General features: G+C 29.8%; 24 protein-coding genes. 23 read left to right on the forward strand and 1 reads right to left on the reverse strand.

Annotated features, from left to right (window positions below; translation table 11 throughout):
• Positions 1-2: 2 nt before the first annotated feature.
• From HMPREF3046_RS00900 to holA, 22 genes are all read left to right on the forward strand, one after another.
• Positions 3-1,271, forward strand: coding sequence for a peptidase U32 family protein (locus HMPREF3046_RS00900; RefSeq protein ID WP_070715657.1), 1,269 nt, complete (start codon positions 3-5; stop codon positions 1,269-1,271).
• Entirely contained in the window at positions 1,271-1,894 is a 624-nt protein-coding gene (gene udk, locus HMPREF3046_RS00905; RefSeq protein WP_070715659.1) for a uridine kinase, read from the forward strand. Before HMPREF3046_RS00900 ends, udk begins: the two co-directional genes overlap by 1 nt.
• A 56-nt stretch (positions 1,895-1,950) precedes the next feature.
• Positions 1,951-2,427 (forward strand): transcription elongation factor GreA, encoded by a 477-nt coding sequence (greA, locus tag HMPREF3046_RS00910; protein WP_070715662.1) that lies wholly within the window; start codon positions 1,951-1,953, stop codon positions 2,425-2,427.
• Positions 2,428-2,763: 336 nt separating this feature from the next.
• Positions 2,764-3,492, forward strand: a complete 729-nt coding sequence (gene pxpB / locus HMPREF3046_RS00915) for a 5-oxoprolinase subunit PxpB (RefSeq protein WP_070715665.1) — start codon at positions 2,764-2,766, stop codon at positions 3,490-3,492.
• A complete protein-coding gene (locus HMPREF3046_RS00920) occupies positions 3,482-4,486 on the forward strand; it encodes a 5-oxoprolinase subunit C family protein (RefSeq protein ID WP_070715667.1) in 1,005 nt (334 codons plus the stop codon). The genes pxpB and HMPREF3046_RS00920 overlap by 11 nt, the downstream gene beginning before the upstream one ends.
• 2 nt (positions 4,487-4,488) lie before the next feature.
• Positions 4,489-4,929: an acetyl-CoA carboxylase biotin carboxyl carrier protein gene (locus HMPREF3046_RS00925; protein ID WP_070715669.1), complete on the forward strand. Its 441-nt coding sequence runs from the start codon at positions 4,489-4,491 to the stop codon at positions 4,927-4,929.
• Between the two features lie 14 nt (positions 4,930-4,943).
• Positions 4,944-6,305: an acetyl-CoA carboxylase biotin carboxylase subunit gene (locus HMPREF3046_RS00930; protein WP_070715670.1), complete on the forward strand. Its 1,362-nt coding sequence runs from the start codon at positions 4,944-4,946 to the stop codon at positions 6,303-6,305.
• Complete coding sequence (pxpA, locus tag HMPREF3046_RS00935) at positions 6,305-7,057, forward strand: 5-oxoprolinase subunit PxpA (RefSeq protein WP_002455265.1); 753 nt, start codon at positions 6,305-6,307, stop codon at positions 7,055-7,057. The genes HMPREF3046_RS00930 and pxpA overlap by 1 nt, the downstream gene beginning before the upstream one ends.
• 12 nt (positions 7,058-7,069) lie before the next feature.
• On the forward strand, positions 7,070-8,308 hold the full coding sequence (locus tag HMPREF3046_RS00940; RefSeq protein WP_070715674.1) for an NRAMP family divalent metal transporter: 1,239 nt from the start codon (positions 7,070-7,072) through the stop codon (positions 8,306-8,308).
• 176 nt (positions 8,309-8,484) lie between these two features.
• The gene (gene mtnN, locus HMPREF3046_RS00945) at positions 8,485-9,171 is read left to right on the forward strand and encodes a 5'-methylthioadenosine/S-adenosylhomocysteine nucleosidase (protein ID WP_070715677.1); all 687 of its coding nucleotides are present in this window, start codon (positions 8,485-8,487) and stop codon (positions 9,169-9,171) included.
• A 27-nt stretch (positions 9,172-9,198) separates the two neighbouring features.
• Complete coding sequence (locus tag HMPREF3046_RS00950; RefSeq protein WP_070715678.1) at positions 9,199-9,726, forward strand: YqeG family HAD IIIA-type phosphatase; 528 nt, start codon at positions 9,199-9,201, stop codon at positions 9,724-9,726.
• Positions 9,727-10,827, forward strand: coding sequence for a ribosome biogenesis GTPase YqeH (gene yqeH, locus HMPREF3046_RS00955; protein ID WP_070715680.1), 1,101 nt, complete (start codon positions 9,727-9,729; stop codon positions 10,825-10,827).
• Between the two features lie 12 nt (positions 10,828-10,839).
• On the forward strand, positions 10,840-11,646 hold the full coding sequence (aroE, locus tag HMPREF3046_RS00960; RefSeq protein WP_070715683.1) for a shikimate dehydrogenase: 807 nt from the start codon (positions 10,840-10,842) through the stop codon (positions 11,644-11,646).
• Between the two features lie 6 nt (positions 11,647-11,652).
• Entirely contained in the window at positions 11,653-11,943 is a 291-nt protein-coding gene (gene yhbY / locus HMPREF3046_RS00965; RefSeq protein ID WP_002449800.1) for a ribosome assembly RNA-binding protein YhbY, read from the forward strand.
• A 4-nt stretch (positions 11,944-11,947) separates the two neighbouring features.
• Positions 11,948-12,517 (forward strand): nicotinate-nucleotide adenylyltransferase, encoded by a 570-nt coding sequence (locus HMPREF3046_RS00970; protein WP_070715685.1) that lies wholly within the window; start codon positions 11,948-11,950, stop codon positions 12,515-12,517.
• Positions 12,507-13,091: a bis(5'-nucleosyl)-tetraphosphatase (symmetrical) YqeK gene (gene yqeK, locus HMPREF3046_RS00975; RefSeq protein WP_070715687.1), complete on the forward strand. Its 585-nt coding sequence runs from the start codon at positions 12,507-12,509 to the stop codon at positions 13,089-13,091. The genes HMPREF3046_RS00970 and yqeK overlap by 11 nt, the downstream gene beginning before the upstream one ends.
• Positions 13,092-13,445, forward strand: a complete 354-nt coding sequence (rsfS, locus tag HMPREF3046_RS00980; RefSeq protein ID WP_070715688.1) for a ribosome silencing factor — start codon at positions 13,092-13,094, stop codon at positions 13,443-13,445.
• Position 13,446: 1 nt separating this feature from the next.
• On the forward strand, positions 13,447-14,178 hold the full coding sequence (locus tag HMPREF3046_RS00985; RefSeq protein ID WP_070715690.1) for a class I SAM-dependent DNA methyltransferase: 732 nt from the start codon (positions 13,447-13,449) through the stop codon (positions 14,176-14,178).
• A gap of 52 nt (positions 14,179-14,230) precedes the next feature.
• On the forward strand, positions 14,231-14,887 hold the full coding sequence (locus tag HMPREF3046_RS00990) for a helix-hairpin-helix domain-containing protein (protein WP_070715692.1): 657 nt from the start codon (positions 14,231-14,233) through the stop codon (positions 14,885-14,887).
• Positions 14,888-14,953: 66 nt separating this feature from the next.
• Positions 14,954-15,418 (forward strand): ComE operon protein 2, encoded by a 465-nt coding sequence (locus HMPREF3046_RS00995; RefSeq protein ID WP_070715694.1) that lies wholly within the window; start codon positions 14,954-14,956, stop codon positions 15,416-15,418.
• 176 nt (positions 15,419-15,594) lie between these two features.
• Entirely contained in the window at positions 15,595-17,601 is a 2,007-nt protein-coding gene (locus HMPREF3046_RS01000; RefSeq protein ID WP_256278206.1) for a DNA internalization-related competence protein ComEC/Rec2, read from the forward strand.
• A gap of 70 nt (positions 17,602-17,671) precedes the next feature.
• Positions 17,672-18,646: a DNA polymerase III subunit delta gene (gene holA, locus HMPREF3046_RS01005; protein ID WP_070715698.1), complete on the forward strand. Its 975-nt coding sequence runs from the start codon at positions 17,672-17,674 to the stop codon at positions 18,644-18,646.
• Positions 18,647-18,687: 41 nt separating this feature from the next.
• Here the strand turns inward: holA and rpsT are convergent, their stop codons facing one another.
• Positions 18,688-18,939, reverse strand: coding sequence for a 30S ribosomal protein S20 (gene rpsT / locus HMPREF3046_RS01010; protein ID WP_070715702.1), 252 nt, complete (start codon positions 18,937-18,939; stop codon positions 18,688-18,690).
• 331 nt (positions 18,940-19,270) lie between these two features.
• Here rpsT and lepA point away from each other — a divergent pair, with 331 nt between their 5' ends.
• Positions 19,271-21,094, forward strand: a complete 1,824-nt coding sequence (lepA, locus tag HMPREF3046_RS01015) for a translation elongation factor 4 (RefSeq protein WP_070715703.1) — start codon at positions 19,271-19,273, stop codon at positions 21,092-21,094.
• Positions 21,095-21,128 lie beyond the last annotated feature (34 nt).

Here is a 21,128-nt window from a genome sequence, read left to right on the forward strand (position 1 = left end):
GTATGAAGACGTTAAATGAAATTGAACTAAATACTAAAAGAAAAATAAAAAAACCTGAATTATTAGCGCCTGCTGGAAACTTAGAGAAGTTAAAGATTGCGGTTCACTATGGCGCTGATGCTGTATTTTTAGGTGGACAAGAATACGGGTTACGTTCTAACGCTGATAACTTTACTATGGAAGAAATTAAAGAAGGCGTTGAATTTGCAAACCGTTATGGTGCAAAAATTTATGTTACGACTAATATTATCGCTCATGATGAAAATATAGACGGTTTAGAAGATTATTTACGTCAATTAGAAGCTACAGGTGCAACAGGAATTATTGTAGCAGATCCACTTATTATTGAAACATGTAAGAAAGTGGCTCCTAAATTAGAAATTCATCTTTCAACACAACAATCTCTTTCTAATTACAAAGCTGTGGAATACTGGAAAGAAGAAGGACTTGATCGAGTAGTATTAGCTCGTGAAACAGGCGCTATGGAAATGAAAGAAATGAAAGACAATGTTGATATCGAAATAGAAGCCTTTATTCATGGTGCAATGTGCATTGCTTATTCAGGTAGATGTACTTTAAGTAATCACATGACAGCACGAGACTCTAACAGAGGCGGTTGTTGTCAAAGTTGTCGTTGGGATTATGATTTACTAGCTGTTGATGAAGAGGGAGAATTAGATTTATTTTATCAAGATGGTGAAGTTGTGCCTTTTGCTATGAGCCCAAAAGATTTAAAATTAATTGAGTCCATTCCTCAAATGATGGATATTGGTATAGATTCTTTAAAAATTGAAGGGCGAATGAAATCTATTCATTATATTGCTACAGTAGTATCAGTTTATCGTAAGGTTATTGATGCATATGCAGAAGATCCAGATAATTTTAAAATTAAACCAGAGTGGTTAATTGAATTAGATAAATGTGCTAATCGAGATACAGCACCTGCTTTCTTTGAGGGAACGCCTGGATATGAAGAGCAAATGTTTGGCGTTCAACAAAGTAAAAAGTCACCATATGATTTTTGTGGATTAGTTTTAGATTATGACGAAGCAACGCATATTGCTACAATACAACAAAGAAATCACTTTAAACCAGGCCAAGAAATTGAATTTTTTGGACCTGAAATTAAATCATTTAAACAGGTTATTGATGTCATTTATGATGAAGAAGGAAATCACCTTGATGCAGCACGTCATCCTCTTCAAATTGTTCAAATTAAAGTGGATCATCCTATTTACCCTAATAATATGATGAGAAAGGAAATTGGCTAATGACACAGACAACAATCATCGGAATCGCTGGCGGTTCAGGATCAGGAAAAACAACTGTTACAAATGAAATAATGAAAAACTTAGAAGGCCATAGTGTTGCTTTACTTGCTCAAGATTATTATTATAAAGATCAATCTCACTTAACATTTGAAGAACGACTTGAAACTAACTATGACCATCCTTTTGCATTTGATAATGATTTACTTATTAGTAATTTAAAAGATTTGCGTAATGGTCAAGCGGTTGAAGTGCCAACATATGATTATAAAAATCATACTAGAAGTGATGAAACAATTGCATTTGAACCTAAAGATGTTATTATCATAGAGGGTATATTTGCTTTGGAAAATAAAACATTACGTGATATGATGGATGTTAAAATATATGTTGATACTGATGCAGATTTACGTATTTTAAGAAGACTTGTACGTGATACAAAAGAGCGAGGGCGCTCAATGGAATCAGTTATTAACCAATATTTAAATGTTGTCCGACCTATGCATAATCAATTTATAGAACCAACAAAAAAATATGCTGATATTATTATTCCAGAAGGTGGAAGTAATAAAGTGGCGATTGATATAATGACAACAAAAATACAAACGCTTGTTGGGAAGCATTAACGAATAGTATGTATTTATCAAAATTAAATTAACTTGTTGAAAAGGAAGATGAACTTATGGAAAATCAAAAACAATATCCAATGACACAGGAAGGTTATGAAAAATTAGAACAAGAATTGGAAGAACTTAAAACAGTTAAACGTCCTGAAGTAGTAGAAAAAATCAAAGTTGCTAGATCTTTTGGTGACTTATCTGAGAACTCAGAATACGATGCTGCTAAAGATGAACAAGGTTTTATTGAGCAAGATATTCAACGTATTGAGCACATGCTTAGATATGCTTTGATTATTGAAGACAACGGTGATAATAATGTTATTCAAATTGGTAAAACTGTTACGTTTGTGGAATTACCTGGTGATGAAGAAGAAAGCTATCAAATTGTTGGATCTGCAGAAGCAGATGCGTTTAAAGGAAAAATTTCAAATGAATCTCCAATGGCAAAAGCACTTATTGGTAAAAGTTTAAATGATGAAGTCCGTGTTCCACTTCCAAATGGTGGAGAAATGAAAGTTAAAATCATTGATATTAAGTAACAAAAAATCCAAAAATCATTTTGATTTTTGGATTTTTTTATAGTTAAATATTTACAGTTATTTAACTATAAATTAGATATAAGCAAGTACATTCATTTAATTTTTAGAACTTTTACATGACAAAAATATAAATATATGCTTAAATAACAATGTAGACAAATTATATAGATATCTTGTATTGAAAGGGAGTAAGCGATTACATTAATGCATTACTCACCTTCTTTTATTATTGTCTATTTGAAAGACATATTAAACTACTATGAATACGTGGATATTTTATATTACTAATATATAGAATGAAATACGTTATTTATACTTGAAGGAGGACCATCATCTTTGGAAATAAAGATTATTAATGAACAATCAATTGCACTTTATTTTAAAGAAGAAATATCTGAAAGTAATTACAGAGATGTTGAATCCGTTACTAAACATATACACGCTAAAAGAATAGACGGTATCAAAGATGTGATACCGTCATATAGAGCAATTATGATAAATTTTGATAATAAAAAGTTTAATTTTAAGCAATTAATAGATATATTAGATTTAAAACAGTTAAATGGTGAACATGCTAAAGATATTTCAGATAAAACGATTATACATATTCCAGTATTATATAATTCAGAAGTCGGACCTGATTTACCATATGTAGCTAAACATAACAAACTAACTACTGATGAAGTCATTCAAATCCATACTCAAAATGAATATCTCGTTTACATGTTAGGATTTATGCCTGGTTTTCCATTTTTAGGCGGGTTGGATTCTCGTTTACATACTCCACGTCGAGATGAACCTAGGGTTAAAATTGAAGCAGGTTCAGTAGGAATAGCAAATAATCAAACTGGTTTATATCCTTCTGATTCACCAGGTGGCTGGCAAATTATTGGAAGAACACCATTAAAAGTATTTGATATCAATGACGATGAAATGTCTTTATATCAAGCGGGAAATTATATTAAGTTTTATTCTATTGATGAAAATACATTTAACGACATCCAAAGTGAAATAGCAGAAAATCAATTTAATAAAGAAAAGTGGGTGTTAAATCATGTCGATTAGTATTATACAACCTGGTATGTTCACAACTGTTCAAGATGAAGGAAGATTTGGTTTTCAACACCTAGGTTTTTCAAGTGCTGGTGCTATGGATTTATACAGTTATTTAATTGGTAAGTCTTTAATTGGTAATAATGGACCCAGCCTTGAATACACTATTATCGGTCCAACACTTCGATTTAATAAAGATAATACATTTATTTTGACAGGAGCATATGTAAACGCAAAATTAAATGAAAAGACAGTTGATATTAATACTGTAATTTATGCATGCAAAGGTGATATTTTGAACATTGGAGCAGTTACTGCAGGTGCTCGTGGTTATATTTTCTTTGGCCATCCTTTAGATATTCAACCAATAGCAGAAAGTTATTCGACACATACTAGAAGTAAAATTGGTGGTTACAAAGGGAGACCATTATCAAAAGGTGATTTGATATGCTTAAAAGAAAATCCATCTTTCAAACAAAACTTGGGTAAAACAACAGTTTACAATGCTATACCCGAAGATAATATAATACATATTATTAAAGGTCCACAAATCGAAGCATTTTCAAAGGAAAGTATAAATAATCTCGTTAATATGGAATATAAAGTTTCTGAAAAATCTGATAGAATGGGGTATCGTCTTAATGGTGAGCGTATTCCACCTAAAACTGGAGCAGATATTATTTCAGAACCTGTTGCTTTAGGAAGTATTCAAGTCCCAAATGATGGTAATCCTATTATCTTATTAAATGATAAACAAACTATAGGTGGCTATACGAAAATCGCTACAGTCACTCAACTGGATTTAAATAAAATTGCTCAATTTAAGCCAGGAGATTTAATTCGATTTAAGTGGTCAACGATTGAAGAGGCTACAAAGGCTCAGGAACAATATCTAAATCACTTTAATCATTTAAATACTGAAATTAACACGTCCCCAACTTTTAATATGGGTGAAATGAGACCGACAGCAAAGAAATTGACTAAAATCATTACAGAGGAGAGATAGTTATGGATATAAAAAAAATAGAAGAAGTCATTAAACTTGTAAAATCAAATAATGTAAAAAAATTTAAATATAAAGATAACAAAAACGAAATCGAGTTAGATTTTACTGAACAAAGTAACAATCAAAATAATAGTACTTCAGTAATACAATCTGAAGGGAATTCTCAAAACGAAAATATCTCAGAAAATAACTCTTCAAATGATTCAGCAAAAACAATTACTTCTCCTATGGTAGGGACATTCTTCTTACAAGATAGCAAGGAATTAACGGACCCTATAATTCAAGTAGGTGACAACATTAAATCTGGTGATATTATCGGATATGTTGAAGCAATGAAAGTAATGAATGAAGTGACTAGTGATATAGATGGTGAGATTACCGACATTGTTGTTGAACATGGTACAAACGTTGAATACGATCAAGTTCTGGTTAAAGTGAAATAAAGGGGGACAGAAATATGTATCGTTGTTTAATAGCGAATAGAGGAGAAATTGCGGTACGTATCATTCGAGCGTGTCGAGAAATGGGAATAGAAACTGTTGTAGTCTACGCTAAAGGTGATGAAAAAAGTCTTCATGTAAGCTTGGCTGATCAAGCAGTTTGTATTGGAGAACCAAATCCTTTAGATAGTTATTTGAATATAGAACGTATTATTGGTGCAGCTGAAATCACAGGTTCTAATGTTATTCATCCCGGATACGGATTTCTATCGGAGAGTACAACATTTGCCCAAAAAGTTGAAGAGAACGATATTCATTTTATTGGCCCTAACAAAAAAACAATGGAAATGATGGGGGATAAAATAACTGCTCGTCAAACTGTTCATTCAGCAGGGGTACCAGTTATTCCTGGGTCAACAGATGCAGTAAATTCTGTAGAAGAAATCAAAGAATTAGCAAAAGACATAGGATATCCTTTAGTATTAAAAGCTGCAAGTGGTGGTGGCGGTAAAGGTATTCGAATTGTTAAGGAAGAAAATCAACTTGAGAAATCATTAAAAGAAGCTAAAAGTGAAGGTCAAAAATATTTTAATGATGATCGAGTGTATGTAGAAGCATTTATTCCTGTTGCAAAACACGTAGAGGTTCAAGTAATTGGTGACGGAAAAGAAAATTATGTTCATTTGGGTGAACGAGATTGTTCAGTCCAAAGAAAAAATCAAAAATTAATAGAAGAAGCACCATGTGCAGCATTGTCTGAAGAACGACGTGAAAAAATATGTAATGATGCTGTCAAAGTTGCAAAAGCCTCTAATTATCGTAGTGCAGGTACTATTGAATTTTTAGTTACTGAAGAGGCGCATTACTTTATTGAAATGAACGCGAGAATACAAGTAGAACATACTGTTACTGAATTGCGTGCAGATAGAGATTTATTACAAGCACAATTATATTTGTTATTACATAATAGATTACCGTTTAGTCAAGAAGATATTGTATTCAATGGTCATGTAATTGAGGCACGTATTAACGCTGAAAATCCAGAAAAGAAATTCCAACCTACTCCAGGTAAAGTTAAACGTCTACACTTACCTCAAGGTTTTAATATTAGAGTAGATTCGTTATTATATGCTGGTTATCAAGTATCTCCTTACTATGATTCATTAGTTGCAAAAGTTATCGTAAAAGATTCTAACAGAACTTCTGCGATTAACAAGTTAAAAGTGGCACTTGATGAAATGGTAATTGATGGTTTCACTACTACGGCTGATTTTCTATATGCAGTATTAAGTTACCCACCATATGCAAAAGGAAATGCAGAAGAAGTTGATATTAAATTCCTTGAAAAACATCAAATAGTTAAAGGAGTAAAATTATGATGAAAGTTGATTTGAACTGTGATTTAGGTGAAGCATTTGGTAACTATTCATTTGGAGGTGATAAAGATATCATTCCTTTAATTACATCTGCTAATATTGCCTGTGGTTTTCATGCGGGTGATGAAAATGTAATGAATCAAACAGTAAAATTAGCTAAAGAAAACCATGTGAGTATTGGCGCTCATCCTGGACTTCCAGATTTAAAAGGGTTTGGTCGTCGAAAGATGGATATTAATCCAACCGAAGTATATAATCTAATAGTTTATCAATTAGGTGCTTTAGAAGGATTTTGTAAAGTACACCAAACGCGAATAAATCATGTTAAACCACACGGTGCACTGTATAATATGGGTGCTAAAAATAAAGACATTGCAAAAGCAATTGCAAAAGCAATATACGATTTTGATTCTGCAATAATGCTTGTAGGTTTATCTAATTCATTATTAATATCTGAAGCTAAAGCAATTGGATTGAAAACAGCTTCTGAAGTGTTTGCTGATAGACGTTACGAAGATAATGGACAATTAGTTAATCGTAAAGAATCAGACGCAGTCATTACTGATACTGACGAAGCACTAAAACAAGTTTTGAAAATGGTAACTGAAAACAAAGTGATAAGTCGCAATGGGAAAGAAATTGATTTGGAAACAGATACGATATGTGTCCACGGTGATGGTAAACATGCACTAGAATTTGTTGAACAAATAAGAAAAAAATTAACGAAAGAAGGCATTGATATTCAATCCTTATAAGGGGGTTTTCTAATGAAAGAAAGTTTAAATCAAAAACAAGATAAAGACAATTTTAAATTTACAAAAAGTCATAGACGCTTACTTTATGGATCTGTATTTTTAATGGCTACATCAGCGATTGGTCCTGCATTTCTAACTCAAACTGCTGTGTTTACGGCAGAATTTTATGCAAGTTTCGCTTTTGCAATCTTAATCTCTATATTAATTGATATTGGAGCTCAAATTAATATTTGGCGCGTATTAGTTGTAACAGGTTTACGTGGTCAAGAAGTATCAAATAAAGTGTTACCTGGATTAGGAACTTTAATTTCAATATTGATTGCTTTTGGAGGACTTGCTTTTAATATCGGAAACATAGCTGGTGCTGGTTTAGGATTGAATGCAATGTTTGGACTTGATGTTAAATGGGGAGCAGCGATTACAGCCATTTTTGCAATTTTAATATTTGTAAGTAAAAGTGGTCAAAAAATTATGGATATTGTTTCAATGATTTTAGGAGTAATAATGATATTAGTAGTAGCTTATGTCATGGTTGTATCTACCCCTCCCTATGGTGATGCACTTATCCATACAGTTGCACCAGAACATCCTATTAAATTAATTTTACCAATTATTACTTTAGTTGGAGGAACAGTAGGTGGATACATCACATTTGCTGGCGCACATAGAATACTTGATTCTGGAATGAAAGGTAAAGAGTTTTTACCATTTGTGAATCGTTCAGCTATTGCAGGTATCTTAACTACAGGTATTATGAGAACATTATTATTCTTAGCAGTACTTGGAGTTGTAGTGACAGGTGTCACTTTAAATGCAGATAATCCGCCAGCATCTGTATTCGAACATGCTATTGGACCAATAGGAAAAAGTATTTTTGGAATTGTTATTTTCGCAGCCGCAATGTCATCAGTGATTGGTTCAGCATATACAAGTGCGACTTTCTTAAAAACATTACACAAATCATTATTTAATAAAAATAATTTGATTGTCATTGTCTTCATCGTGATTTCAACAATAATTTTCTTATTAATTGGAAAACCAATTAGTTTATTGATTATTGCAGGAGCAATAAATGGATGGATTTTACCGATTACTTTGGGTGCAATATTGATAGCGAGTAGAAAAAAATCAATTGTTGGAGATTATAAACATCCAACATGGATGCTAGTATTTGGTATTGTAGCAGTTATTGTTACTATTATAACAGGTATGTTATCTCTACAAGATTTAGCAACCTTATGGAAAGGTTAATCATAAATAAATATATAATTTAAGAATTTTAAAATTTAACTGTCGACAGTTTTGAACTGTATCGACAGTTTTTTATTAAATCATTTTCAATATTATTTTAATAGAAAAAGTTAGTCGTGATGAACTAGAAATTATGTTAAAATAACATGTGCTAAGATTAAAGTTGAGGTGTAAATATGATTGGAATTATTGGAGCTATGGAAGAAGAAGTAGCGATTTTAAAACATAAATTAGTGAATTTAAATGAGATTGATGTAGCACATGTAAAATTTTATCGAGGTCAACTAAATGATAAAGAGGTTGTCTTAACACAAAGTGGAATTGGAAAAGTAAATGCTGCAATATCCACAACACTGTTAATTGAAAAATTTAAACCTACATTGATTATAAATACAGGTTCTGCTGGTGCTTTAGATGATAGTTTATCAGTTGGAGATATTTTAATTAGTAATCATGTGATGTACCATGATGCAGATGCAACTGCTTTTGGATACGACATCGGTCAAATACCTCAAATGCCAGCTCAATTTGAAGCTAACCAACAATTACTCCAATTAACTGAAAAAGTTGTAAAACAACAAAATTTAACCGCTAAAATTGGTCAAATTGTAAGTGGCGATAGCTTTATTGGCAGTAGCGAACAGCGATTAAAAATTAAACGTCAGTTTTCAGAAGGTATGGCAGTTGAAATGGAAGCAACGGCTATTGCTCAAACTTGTTATCAATTTAATTTGCCTTTTATCGTCACTCGTGCGGTTTCTGATTTAGCAAATGGGAAAGCAGAAATGTCGTTTGAAGAGTTTCTTGGTAAAGCAGCTCAATCATCAAGTAACATTGTTGAACAGTTGGTTAAAGAAATATAAAAAATAAATAATTTAAAGGTGAAATGAATGGGATTGATTAAAAAATATTTTATGCCTAATGATTATGTACAATCTGTATTTCAAATTGATATTGAAAAGTTAGCAAATTCTGGTTTTAAAGGTATTATTACAGATTTAGATAATACATTAGTAGGTTGGGACGTCAAAACACCAACGAAAGAAATACAAGAATGGTTTAAAAAGGCAAATGATTTAGGATTAACGATTACAATTGTATCAAATAATAGTGAAAAACGTGTTTCCGGTTTTTCGAAAGACCTAGACGTTGATTTTATCTTTAAAGCTAGAAAACCTATGGGAAGAGCTTTTAAAAAAGCTATACAACACATGAATATTAAACCAGAAGAAACAGTCGTTATAGGTGACCAAATGCTTACAGACGTACTTGGTGGTAATAATAACGGTCTATATACTATCATGGTAGTTCCTGTCAAAAAGACAGATGGATTTTTAACTAGACTAAATAGAGTAATCGAACGTCGATTATTAAACTATTTTAAAAGAAAAGGTTATATTACATGGGAGGAAAATTGATTGGATGAAACTTTAAAATGTATCGGTTGTGGCGCTCCTTTACAATCTGAAGATAAAAATGCACCTGGGTATGTACCAGAACATAATTTATTTAGAGATGATGTTATATGCCAACGTTGTTTTAGATTAAAAAATTATAATGAAATACAAGATGTAGGTATGGATAGTGAAGATTTTTTAAATTTATTAAATGGATTATCCGATAGACAAGGGATTATCGTTAACGTAGTTGATGTTTTTGACTTTGAAGGATCGTTTATTAATGCTTTAAAACGAATTGTAGGAAATAAGAAAATCATTTTGGCGGCGAATAAATTAGATCTTTTACCAAGACAAATTAACCAACGTCGTGTAAAAGAATGGTTAAAAAGAACAGCTAGAAAGTATGGTTTAGAAGCTGAAGAGGTGGTATTAATATCAGCTCATAAAGGATGGGGTATTGATGCACTTTTAGAATCAATCAACCGTTTTAGAAATCATCAAGATGTGTATATCGTTGGTACTACAAATGTTGGTAAATCAACTTTAATCAATAAATTAATTGAGCAAAGTGTAGGTGAAAAAGATGTCGTTACAACATCAAGATTTCCAGGTACAACATTAGATATGATAGATATCCCTTTAGATGAGAAAACATTTATGTATGACACACCTGGCATTATACAAGCGCATCAAATGACCCATTATGTGACAGAAAAAGAATTAAAAGTGATTATTCCTAAGAATGAAATTAAACAACGTGTATTTCAATTAAATGAGAGACAAACTTTATTCTTCGGTGGATTAGCTAGGATAGATTATGTTTCTGGTGAAAAACGACCACTTGTATGTTATTTTTCTAATGATTTAAATATTCATAGAACTAAAACTGAAAAGGCAAATGATTTGTGGCGAAATCAAATAGGACAATTATTAATTCCACCTAGTAATCCCGAAAATTTTAATATAAATGATATGAAAGCTGTACGTCTAGAAACTGGGAAAGAAAAACGTGACATTATGATTTCTGGATTGGGCTTTATTACAATCGAAGCAGGTGCAAAAGTGATTGTCCGTGTTCCTAAAAGTGTTGAGGTCGTTTTAAGACAATCTATTATGTAGGGAGGGGTCATAATGAGATTTGCAGTGATAGGAGATCCGATTTCACATTCATTATCACCAGTGATGCATAATACTAATTTTAAAGTTTTAGGTTTAAATCATACTTATGAAGCATTGCATATACCGGTTCAAGATTTCGATAATATTAAAGAAATAATAACTGAAAAAAATTTGAGTGGGTTTAATATTACTATTCCTCATAAAGAACGCATCATTCCATTCTTAGATGACATTGATGAACAAGCTAAAGCTGTAGGTGCGGTAAACACTGTGAAAATAGAAGGGAATAAATGGATTGGTTATAATACTGATGGTCTTGGATACGTAAAAGGATTAAAACAAGTATATCCTGATTTATCTAATGCATATATTTTAATTCTTGGAGCTGGGGGTGCAAGCAAAGGTATTGCAACTGCACTTTCACAATGTGTGCAACCTAAATTAACTATAGCGAATAGAACAATGAGTCGCTTTGATAATTGGAAATTAGACATTAATGCGATTACCCTACAACAAGCTGAACAATATCTTGATGAGTTTGATATTATTATTAATACAACATCAGCAGGTTTAGATAATAATAAAGAGAGTGTAATTCGTCTTGATCAATTATCACCGAGTACATTGGTAAGTGATATCATTTATATTCCCTATAAAACATCATTTTTACAACAAGCTGAAGAAAAGGGTAATCCTATTTATAATGGTCTAGATATGTTTGTATATCAAGGTGCTGAGAGCTTTAAAATATGGACTGGCAAAGATGCTGAAATTAAAGAAATGAAATTAGCAGTTTTAAATCAATTAAAAGGAGAATAATATGCTATGCTAACAGGTAAACAAAAAAGATATTTAAGAAGTTTGGCGCATAACATTGATCCAATTTTTCAAATAGGTAAAGCTGGAATTAATGATAATATGATTAGTCAAATAGATGAAACACTTGAAAATAGAGAATTAATTAAAATTCATATACTTCAAAATAATTTTGATGATAAAAACGATTTAGCCCAAACGCTAAGTCAAGCTACTAATAGTGAAGTGGTCCAAGTTATTGGATCAATGATTGTCATTTATAGAGAATCTCAAGAAAATAAGGAAATATCATTACCATAATTCTATGAAAAAAATTGTTTTATATGGTGGTCAATTCAATCCTATTCATACTGCACATATGTTAGTAGCTAATGAAGTATTTCATAAAATTAACCCGGATGTTTTCTATTTTTTACCAAGTTATATGGCTCCACTTAAAGAACATAACGATTACTTAGATGCTCATTATCGCATCAAAATGATTAATATGGTAATCGAGCAGTTAGGTTTCGGAAGTATTTGTTATGCAGAATTGGAAAGAAAAGGCCAAAGTTATACGTATGATACATTAAAAGCTTTAATTGACCAACATCCTTACGATAAGTTTTATTTTGTAATAGGATCAGACCAATATAATCAACTTGATAAATGGTATAAAATAGATGAATTAAAGCAAATGATTATCTTTATAGTAGTAAATAGAGAAAAAAATATTCAAAAAGTTGATGAAAATATGATTTCCATATCTATTCCAAGAATGGATATTAGTTCATCAATGATTAGACAACGTGTAAAAGATAAAAAAACAATTGATATTTTAGTCCCTCGAAATGTTAGTAAATATATTAGAGAGGAAGGATTCTATGAACACTAAAGAAGCAAAAAAACTTATCGAAAATAAATTACCTGAAAAGCGTTTTAAACATTCTCTTAGAGTAGCTGAGACAGCAATTAAGCTTGCTGAAATCTATGATGGAGATAAAAGTAAAGCAGAATTAGCAGGCATTTTACATGATTATTGCAAATATGATGATTTAGGAAAAATGTATCAAGTCGTTCGTCAACATGATTTAGATAGCAATTTGTTAAGTTATGGAAGTGAAATTCTTCATGGACCTGTGTGTGCAGCATTAATGAAGGCTGATTATGGCATCGAAGATGAAGAAACATTATTAGCTATTAAATATCATACTACTGGTCGTAAAGAAATGACAAAAACTGAAAAATTGGTATTTATTGCTGACTATATAGAACCTGGTAGAAAAACTCCAGGAGTTGAAGAAATTAGAGATATGGCATACAATCAAGGTAGCTTAGATAAAACAATTTATGAAATATCAAAGCGAACAGTCTTATTTTTAATTAGTAAAGATATTACTGTTTATGGTTCTACGATTGAATGTTTAAATTATTATAATTATAGTGATCAAAAGATAAAGGATGATTAAATGAATTCAGAAGAATTATTAAATATTGCTGTCACAGCGACAGAAGATAAAAAAGCAGAAGATATTGTTTCTCTTAATATGCAAGGTATTAGTGATATGACTGATTATTTTGTAGTATGTCATGGTAACAATGAACGTCAAGTTCAATCAATTGCTAGAGCAGTAAAAGAAAAAGTGCATGAAAATAATATTGAAGTAAAGCGTATGGAAGGTTATCAAAGTGCAAGATGGGTCTTAATTGATTTAGCAGACGTAGTAATTCATATTTTCCATAAAGATGAACGCAATTACTATAATATAGAGAAACTTTATCAAGATGCTCCAATAGAATCATATAATCAGGTAGCATATTAAAATGATGCAATACACTGAAATGAGTAAAGTTTATGATCAGCTTACTCAAGATCAACCTTATGAAGAATGGTTTAATATTGTAAAATATTATACAAGAACAATGTCTTATAATGATTCAATAAATATTCTTGATATTGGTTGTGGCACTGGAAGTTTAACGCAATTACTTCCTTCTATTGGAACGGTTACAGGCATGGATTTAAGTACAGACATGTTATCTATTGCTGCAAATAAATCTAATCAAGTTACTTGGTTAGAAGGTGACATGACCGATTTTTCATTAAATACAACATATGATGTTGTAACAATATTTTGTGATTCCCTGAATTATTTACCTGATATTGATGATATCGTAAATACGTTTAATTGTGTATTTAATCATTTATCTCATTTAGGAATGTTTATATTCGATATTCATACGATATATAAAATGAACACAGCATTTAATAATCAATGTTATATTGATGATAATGATGATATATTTTTAGCGTGGGAAGCTATAAAGGGTGAAGAACCTTATAGTGTTTATCATGATATGAGTTTCTTTTTAAAACAGTATAATGGTAATTATCACCGTTTTAATGAATCACACTATCAAAGAACATTTGAAAAAGATTTCTATATTCGATTATTAAAACAAACTGGATTTAATCGTATTGAAACTTTTGTAGACTTTGACATCAATAATCATAATGAAAAAGGTGACAGATTGTTTTTTGTTGCTTATAAATAAAATAAAGTAAACTCATCTCCTTATACGTTTATACATATAAGGAGATGAGTTTTTGTTTAAGTATAGAAATGAAATAATTCAATTATTAACTAAGTGGAAGACTCATATCATCATTTTAATTGCAGTAGTGTTACTTTTTATAGTGATTCTCATGCTTATGAAAAATAATGAGACTTCAGAACATATGACAACATCTAATGCTAATAATAGCCAATTTAATAATAATGAAAAATATAATAAAAATGATAATAATTTATCCACTTCTTCTAAAGAAAATTCAACGATTTATGTAGATGTCAAAGGGGCTGTTAAATTACCAGATGTTTATGAAATGAAAAAGAACGATAGAGTTAAAGATGTATTAAAAAAAGCTAAAGTTTCTGAAAACACTGATATTACAAAAATCAATTTATCTGAAAAACTTACTGATCAAAAAATGATTTATATACCTAATAAAAATGAAACGAAAATAAATGCTACACCCACTAATCAAAGTAATTTAAATACTTCTGAAAGTATTAAAGTCAATCTTAACACAGCAAATGAAAAAGAATTGCTTAATGTTCCAGGTATAGGGCCAACTAAAGTGAAAGAGATTATTAAATACAGAGAAGAAAAGGGACAGTTTAATAAGGTTGAAGACTTAAAACAAGTAAGAGGAATTGGAGGGAAAACTTTCGAGAAACTTAAAGATTACTTTACTATATAAATTAAATTGGAAGAAATTTTAATATAAATTATAATAGATATATATTTTTTTAAGGAGTTGAACTTTATGGATAGAATAAAATGGGACGAATACTTTATGGCACAAAGTCATTTGCTTGCGTTACGTTCTACATGTCAACGACTATCAGTAGGTGCAACAATTGTAAAGGACAATAGAATAATTGCAGGAGGTTATAATGGCTCAGTAGCAGGAGAAGTTCACTGTATTGATGTAGGATGTTTAATAGAAGATGGTCATTGTATTAGAACCATCCACGCGGAAATGAATGCATTATTACAATGCGCAAAACAAGGTGTATCATCAGATAATGCAACGATATATGTCACACATTTTCCTTGTTTAAACTGTACTAAATCTATTATTCAAGCAGGTATAAAAAAAATATACTATGCAAAAGATTATCATAATCATAAATATGCTATTAAATTATTAAATCAAGCAGGTATTGAGTATGAAAAAATAGCATTTTCTGCTAATAAAATAGCTGAATTTTTAACTAAAGAATGTTAGTTGTTTTATACGCACTTTCTTTTTTAAGTGGTATATTATGGGTTCATCTTAAATTATTTTCAATTTTAATATTTGCTATTATATTAATTATTATGTATCGAAAGAGTATTCCTTTATACCACTATTTATTAATTTTATCCTTTTTCTTTCTAGCTTTATTTCAAGTACATCATACTTTGAAAACAAATCATTTAATACTCCAAAATTTAAAAGTCCACAGTAATATACATTCAAAAGTAACGTTTCAAAATGATATAAAACAATTCAATCAAATTATTAAAGGACAATTTCGATATAAACATAATCTTTATCACTTTACTTTTAAAAGTCCACAATTGAGAGCTAAAGATTTAAAAAATCGAGAATGTAAAATTAATGGAAATATCACAAATAGTATTCAAAATGAAGTCTATGTTTATATCAATCAAATAGATAATAAATATTGTACTAAGGTTAATCATATAAGTTTTATAGATAAACACCTAAATTATATTCAAAACAAGTTATATCATTCTTCGTTAAAATATCCAGAGAGAGTATTAGCTTTAATTACTGGGGATACTGGTGCAATTGATACAGATTACTTAGATAAAGTTAAAGCTATAGGTATTTATCATTTACTTGCTGTCAGTGGATCACATGTTGCTACCATTATTTTTATCATTCAATATAGTCTGGTCAGGTTTAATATTCCAAAATTATTTATACGAGTTTTTATTATTATAATACTAATACTATTTATTTTTTATACAAATTTTGCACCGAGTGCTTTAAGAGCAGTTTTAACCGCTATTACTTTTTTTATTATCCCTAAGGCTTTTAAAATTTCGTCTATAAGTGTATTATCTTTAGTCTTTTTATTGATGACAATTTGGAATATAAATTTTGCTTATGATATTGGATTTCAATTTTCTTTCATCATTTCTTTTTTTATACTACTTTCTAAGCCACTATTTAATAATCAATCAATTTTAAAGAATTATATTTATATAACAATTATCGCTCAATTTTCATCCATGATTATTAGTATTTACCATTTTAATCAGTTTCAATGGATTGGTTTTATTTCTAATGTAATATTTGTCCCATTATATTCTTTCATTATTTTTCCACTTTCTATTGTTTTATTTATTTTCTATCATTTCTTTAGTGACTTGCGATATATAAATATAGTTGCAAATCAATTATTTGAACTGCACGATAGAATAATGCAACCGTTCATTTTATTTAGAAATTACCAAATAAATATCGCTGATCAATCAAATTTAAGTCTACTATACTGTTTCATTTTATTAACTCTACTAACTACATTTATATGTTATAAAAATTATAGAGTATTCTTAATTATAATTATCTTATTTATAATATTTTTAAGATTAACTAATCAACCATTAGCGACGACGTTTACTGCTTTAAACGTTGGCCAAGGTGATAGTTTTCTTTTTCAAACAAAAAATAATGAAACTGTGATGGTAGATACTGGTGGTAAAGTAGTTCAAACGAAGATTAAAGATAATCATAATATTGCGAAATATCATATTATTCCTACTTTAAAATCTAGAGGAATATCAAAAATTGATCACTTAATTCTTACCCATCCACATAATGATCATATCGGCGAATTTCCTTATTTAGCACAAAATATAAGAATTAAAAATTTATATTTATATATAAAAAGTTATTCTATAGAACAAATTAAAACTATACATACAACTTGTAGTATATATCATATAAAAGTTATTGATGTTTCAGAGACTAATAAAATTCAGTTGAAAGAAGCTAAAATATCATTTTTAAATGCTTTTATTGATTCCAATGAAGACAAAAATGCACAAAGTATAATCTCATTAATAGAGTACAAAAATTACAAATTATTATTGATGGGCGACGCAATTGAAGAAAATGAAAATTTATTATTAAAGAAATATCATTTACCGTTAATTGATGTTCTAAAAGTTGGACACCATGGTAGTAAAACAAGTAGTTCAAAACATTTTTTAGAAATCATACAACCTAAAATAAGTATTATTTCAAGTGGAAAAAATAATACTTTTCATTTGCCTAATAATGAAACGATAGATAAATTAGAGAAAATTAATTCTCATATCTACAATACTCAGACTGATGGAGAAATTACTTTCAATCTCGATAATCAACTTATATCATCCTTTAATAAAAGTTAATGATAGAGAATAATAATTACACAATGCTATAATAACCTAATGGTAGAATTTTGAAAGGGTGCAAGTTTACATGGCTAATAATATAATGGCTATATACGGAGAAGTGCCAGAACTAGTGGAGAAAAAAAGTAATGAAATCGTAGAAAGTTACTTAAATGAAAAAAAAGACGATTTTAACTATGTTAAATATAATCTTTATGATACAAGTTTTAATCAGATTATAGAAGAAGCATTAACAATGCCTTTTATTTCAGAGAAAAAAGCTATTGTTGTTAAAAATGCTTTTATCTTTACAGGTGAGAAAGTTTCAAAAGATATCCAACTAAACAACGAACAAGTGAACGAATTTTTAGAAAAATATGATGGAGAAAATTTTATTATTTTTGAAGTGTATCAAAATAAACTAGATGAAAGAAAGAAAATTACTAAGACTTTAAAAAAGACAAGCAAGCTAGCTAAAGTTGAACAGATGTCTGAACAAGAGATTAAAAAATGGATAAAAAATAAACTTCATGAAAATTTTAAAGATATTAAACAGGATGCATTAGATTTATTTATAGAATTAACTGGTATTAACTTTAATATAGTTTCGCAAGAATTAGAAAAAATCATTTTATTCTTAGGAGATCGAACAACTATAAATAAAAAAGATGTTGAAGAAATTATTAATAGAAGTTTAGAACAAAATGTTTTTCTTTTAACTGAATATATACAAAAAAGAGAAAAATATAAAGCCATTCAACTTATTAAAGATTTAATAGTAATGAAAGAAGAACCTATAAAACTATTGGCATTAATAACAAGTAATTATCGATTATATTATCAATGTAAAATTTTAAGTCGAAAAGGATATAGCGGACAACAAATTGCTAAAACAATTAATGTGCACCCATACCGAGTTAAATTGGCTTTAAATCAAGTAAAACATTATCAATTAGCTCATTTGCTAAATATTATTGATCAATGTGCAGAAACTGATTATAAGTTAAAATCCTCCTATATGGATAAACAACTGATTTTAGAATTATTTATTCTTTCTTTATAAATAAAAAAAGTTCAAGCTAATCGCTTGAACTTTTTAAATGATTATTTGCTTGAAGACATTAATTGAGACTTAATGCGGTCAGCTTTATTTGAGTGAATTAAGTTACTGTGTGCAGCTTTATCAACTGATTTAATTGCGAAGTTAACTAATTCAGCTTTATTATCAGAATTATTTTCAATTGCTGATTTAGCATTTTTCACTGCAGTACGCATAGCGTTTTTTTGTGAAATATTACGTGCTTCAGCAGTTTCAGTTGTTCTTACACGTTTAATAGCAGATTTAATATTTGGCATTACTGTCACCTCCTAAAAGTGATCTAAGCATATCAAATTTTATTTTGATTACAACAAGAAATATTTTATCAAAACATGAATATTTGTGCAATCATTTATTAACATTAAACCTATTTATTTAAAAAAAGAATGATATTAACTATTGGAAACCTTTATACAACACTTTATAATTGTTATGTAGTTTAAGAAAAATCTTAATAATTAAAAGTAAGTAAAGAATCTTTAGATGATGATTCTTTTCTCTTAAATTTGCAAATAATGATTAAAAACGATATTATGTCAAAGATGTATACATATACGGTTAAATTTACGAAAGCGAGAATGATAAGTTATGGATATGCAAGAACGCTATAACCGAAGAGATAATATAAGAAACTTTTCTATAATTGCTCATATTGATCATGGTAAATCAACGTTAGCAGATAGAATTTTAGAAAATACTAAATCTGTAGAAACTAGAGAAATGCAAAATCAATTGCTTGATTCAATGGATCTTGAAAGAGAGCGCGGTATTACAATTAAATTAAATGCTGTTAGATTAAAATATGAATCTAAAGATGGTCAGACTTATACGTTTCATTTAATCGACACTCCAGGGCACGTCGATTTCTCATATGAAGTTTCTCGTTCATTAGCTGCATGTGAAGGTGCTATTTTAGTAGTTGATGCTGCACAAGGCATCGAGGCTCAAACTCTTGCTAATGTTTACTTAGCACTAGATAATGATTTAGAACTCTTACCGGTAGTAAATAAAATAGATCTACCCGCAGCTGAACCAGAAAGAGTAAAACAAGAATTAGAAGACGTTATTGGTTTAGATAAAGATGAAGTTGTGTTAGCAAGTGCTAAATCAAATATTGGTATTGATGAAATCTTAGAAAAAATTGTTGAAGTTGTTCCTCCACCAGAAGGAGATCCTAGTGCACCGCTTAAAGCTCTTATTTTTGATTCAGAGTACGATCCTTATCGAGGTGTTATTTCTTCTATTCGTGTAATGGAAGGCGTTGTAAAAGCTGGAGATCGTATCAAAATGATGGCAACAGGAAAAGAGTTTGAAGTTACTGAGGTTGGGATTAATACTCCTAAACAACTACCAATTGAAGAACTTACAGTAGGCGATGTTGGATATATTATTGCAAGTATTAAAAATGTCGACGATTCACGTGTTGGGGATACTATCACTCATGTAGATAGACCAGCAGATGCTCCGTTAAAAGGGTATAAAAAGATGAATCCAATGGTTTATTGTGGATTGTTCCCAATTGATAATAAAGATTATAACGATTTAAGAGAAGCGCTTGAAAAACTTCAATTAAATGATGCATCATTAGAATTTGAACCAGAATCATCACAAGCGTTGGGATTTGGATTTAGAACAGGATTCTTAGGTATGCTACATATGGAAATTATTCAAGAGAGAATTGAACGAGAGTTTGGAATAGAATTAATTGCCACTGCACCTTCAGTTATATATAAATGCGAAATGAATGATGATTCAGAAGTTACAGTTGATAATCCATCTCAAATGCCTGAACGTGATAGAATTAAAGCGATTTATGAACCATATGTAAAAGCAACAATGATGGTTCCAAATGACTATGTAGGAGCAGTTATGGAACTGTGTCAACGTAAACGTGGCCAATTTATAAACATGGATTACTTAGATGATATCCGTGTAAATATCGTTTATGAAATTCCATTGTCAGAAGTTGTATTTGATTTCTTTGACCAATTAAAATCTAATACGAAAGGCTATGCTTCATTTGATTATGAATTTATCGAAAATAAAGAAAGTAATTTAGTTAAAATGGATATTTTATTAAATGGTGACAAAGTAGATGCACTTAGTTTTATCGTTCACATAGATTTTGCGTATGAACGAGGTAAAGCTCTTGTTGAAAAGTTAAAAACACTTATTCCTAGACAACAATTCGAAGTTCCGGTTCAAGCTGCAATAGGTCAAAAAATCGTAGCCCGAACTAATATTAAATCTATGGGTAAAAACGTGTTATCTAAGTGTTATGGTGGAGATATCAGCCGTAAACGTAAATTACTTGAAAAACAAAAAGCTGGTAAAGCAAAAATGAAAGCTGTTGGTAACGTAGAAATACCACAAGATGCTTTCTTAGCTGTTCTTAAAATGGATGATGAATAAATTATTAATGCGAGGCTGGAACCTACAATCATGT

Source organism: Staphylococcus sp. HMSC070D05 (genome assembly GCF_001815595.1).
GTDB classification, from domain to species: Bacteria; Bacillota; Bacilli; order Staphylococcales; family Staphylococcaceae; genus Staphylococcus; species Staphylococcus hominis.

What these genes read in the sequence shown, in the direction of transcription:
- HMPREF3046_RS00985 (WP_070715690.1), top strand. Translation starts at nt 13,447, where the DNA reads ATGATGCAATACACTGAAATGAGTAAAGTTTATGATCAGCTTACTCAA.
- rpsT (WP_070715702.1), bottom strand. Translation starts at nt 18,939, where the DNA reads ATGCCAAATATTAAATCTGCTATTAAACGTGTAAGAACAACTGAAACT.
- rsfS (WP_070715688.1), top strand. Translation starts at nt 13,092, where the DNA reads ATGAATTCAGAAGAATTATTAAATATTGCTGTCACAGCGACAGAAGAT.
- HMPREF3046_RS00920 (WP_070715667.1), top strand. Translation starts at nt 3,482, where the DNA reads ATGTCGATTAGTATTATACAACCTGGTATGTTCACAACTGTTCAAGAT.
- yqeK (WP_070715687.1), top strand. Translation starts at nt 12,507, where the DNA reads ATGAACACTAAAGAAGCAAAAAAACTTATCGAAAATAAATTACCTGAA.
- aroE (WP_070715683.1), top strand. Translation starts at nt 10,840, where the DNA reads ATGAGATTTGCAGTGATAGGAGATCCGATTTCACATTCATTATCACCA.
- HMPREF3046_RS00950 (WP_070715678.1), top strand. Translation starts at nt 9,199, where the DNA reads ATGGGATTGATTAAAAAATATTTTATGCCTAATGATTATGTACAATCT.
- holA (WP_070715698.1), top strand. Translation starts at nt 17,672, where the DNA reads ATGGCTAATAATATAATGGCTATATACGGAGAAGTGCCAGAACTAGTG.
- mtnN (WP_070715677.1), top strand. Translation starts at nt 8,485, where the DNA reads ATGATTGGAATTATTGGAGCTATGGAAGAAGAAGTAGCGATTTTAAAA.
- HMPREF3046_RS00930 (WP_070715670.1), top strand. Translation starts at nt 4,944, where the DNA reads ATGTATCGTTGTTTAATAGCGAATAGAGGAGAAATTGCGGTACGTATC.
- HMPREF3046_RS00925 (WP_070715669.1), top strand. Translation starts at nt 4,489, where the DNA reads ATGGATATAAAAAAAATAGAAGAAGTCATTAAACTTGTAAAATCAAAT.
- udk (WP_070715659.1), top strand. Translation starts at nt 1,271, where the DNA reads ATGACACAGACAACAATCATCGGAATCGCTGGCGGTTCAGGATCAGGA.
- pxpA (WP_002455265.1), top strand. Translation starts at nt 6,305, where the DNA reads ATGAAAGTTGATTTGAACTGTGATTTAGGTGAAGCATTTGGTAACTAT.
- HMPREF3046_RS00940 (WP_070715674.1), top strand. Translation starts at nt 7,070, where the DNA reads ATGAAAGAAAGTTTAAATCAAAAACAAGATAAAGACAATTTTAAATTT.
- HMPREF3046_RS00900 (WP_070715657.1), top strand. Translation starts at nt 3, where the DNA reads ATGAAGACGTTAAATGAAATTGAACTAAATACTAAAAGAAAAATAAAA.
- HMPREF3046_RS00970 (WP_070715685.1), top strand. Translation starts at nt 11,948, where the DNA reads ATGAAAAAAATTGTTTTATATGGTGGTCAATTCAATCCTATTCATACT.
- lepA (WP_070715703.1), top strand. Translation starts at nt 19,271, where the DNA reads ATGGATATGCAAGAACGCTATAACCGAAGAGATAATATAAGAAACTTT.
- yhbY (WP_002449800.1), top strand. Translation starts at nt 11,653, where the DNA reads ATGCTAACAGGTAAACAAAAAAGATATTTAAGAAGTTTGGCGCATAAC.
- greA (WP_070715662.1), top strand. Translation starts at nt 1,951, where the DNA reads ATGGAAAATCAAAAACAATATCCAATGACACAGGAAGGTTATGAAAAA.
- HMPREF3046_RS00995 (WP_070715694.1), top strand. Translation starts at nt 14,954, where the DNA reads ATGGATAGAATAAAATGGGACGAATACTTTATGGCACAAAGTCATTTG.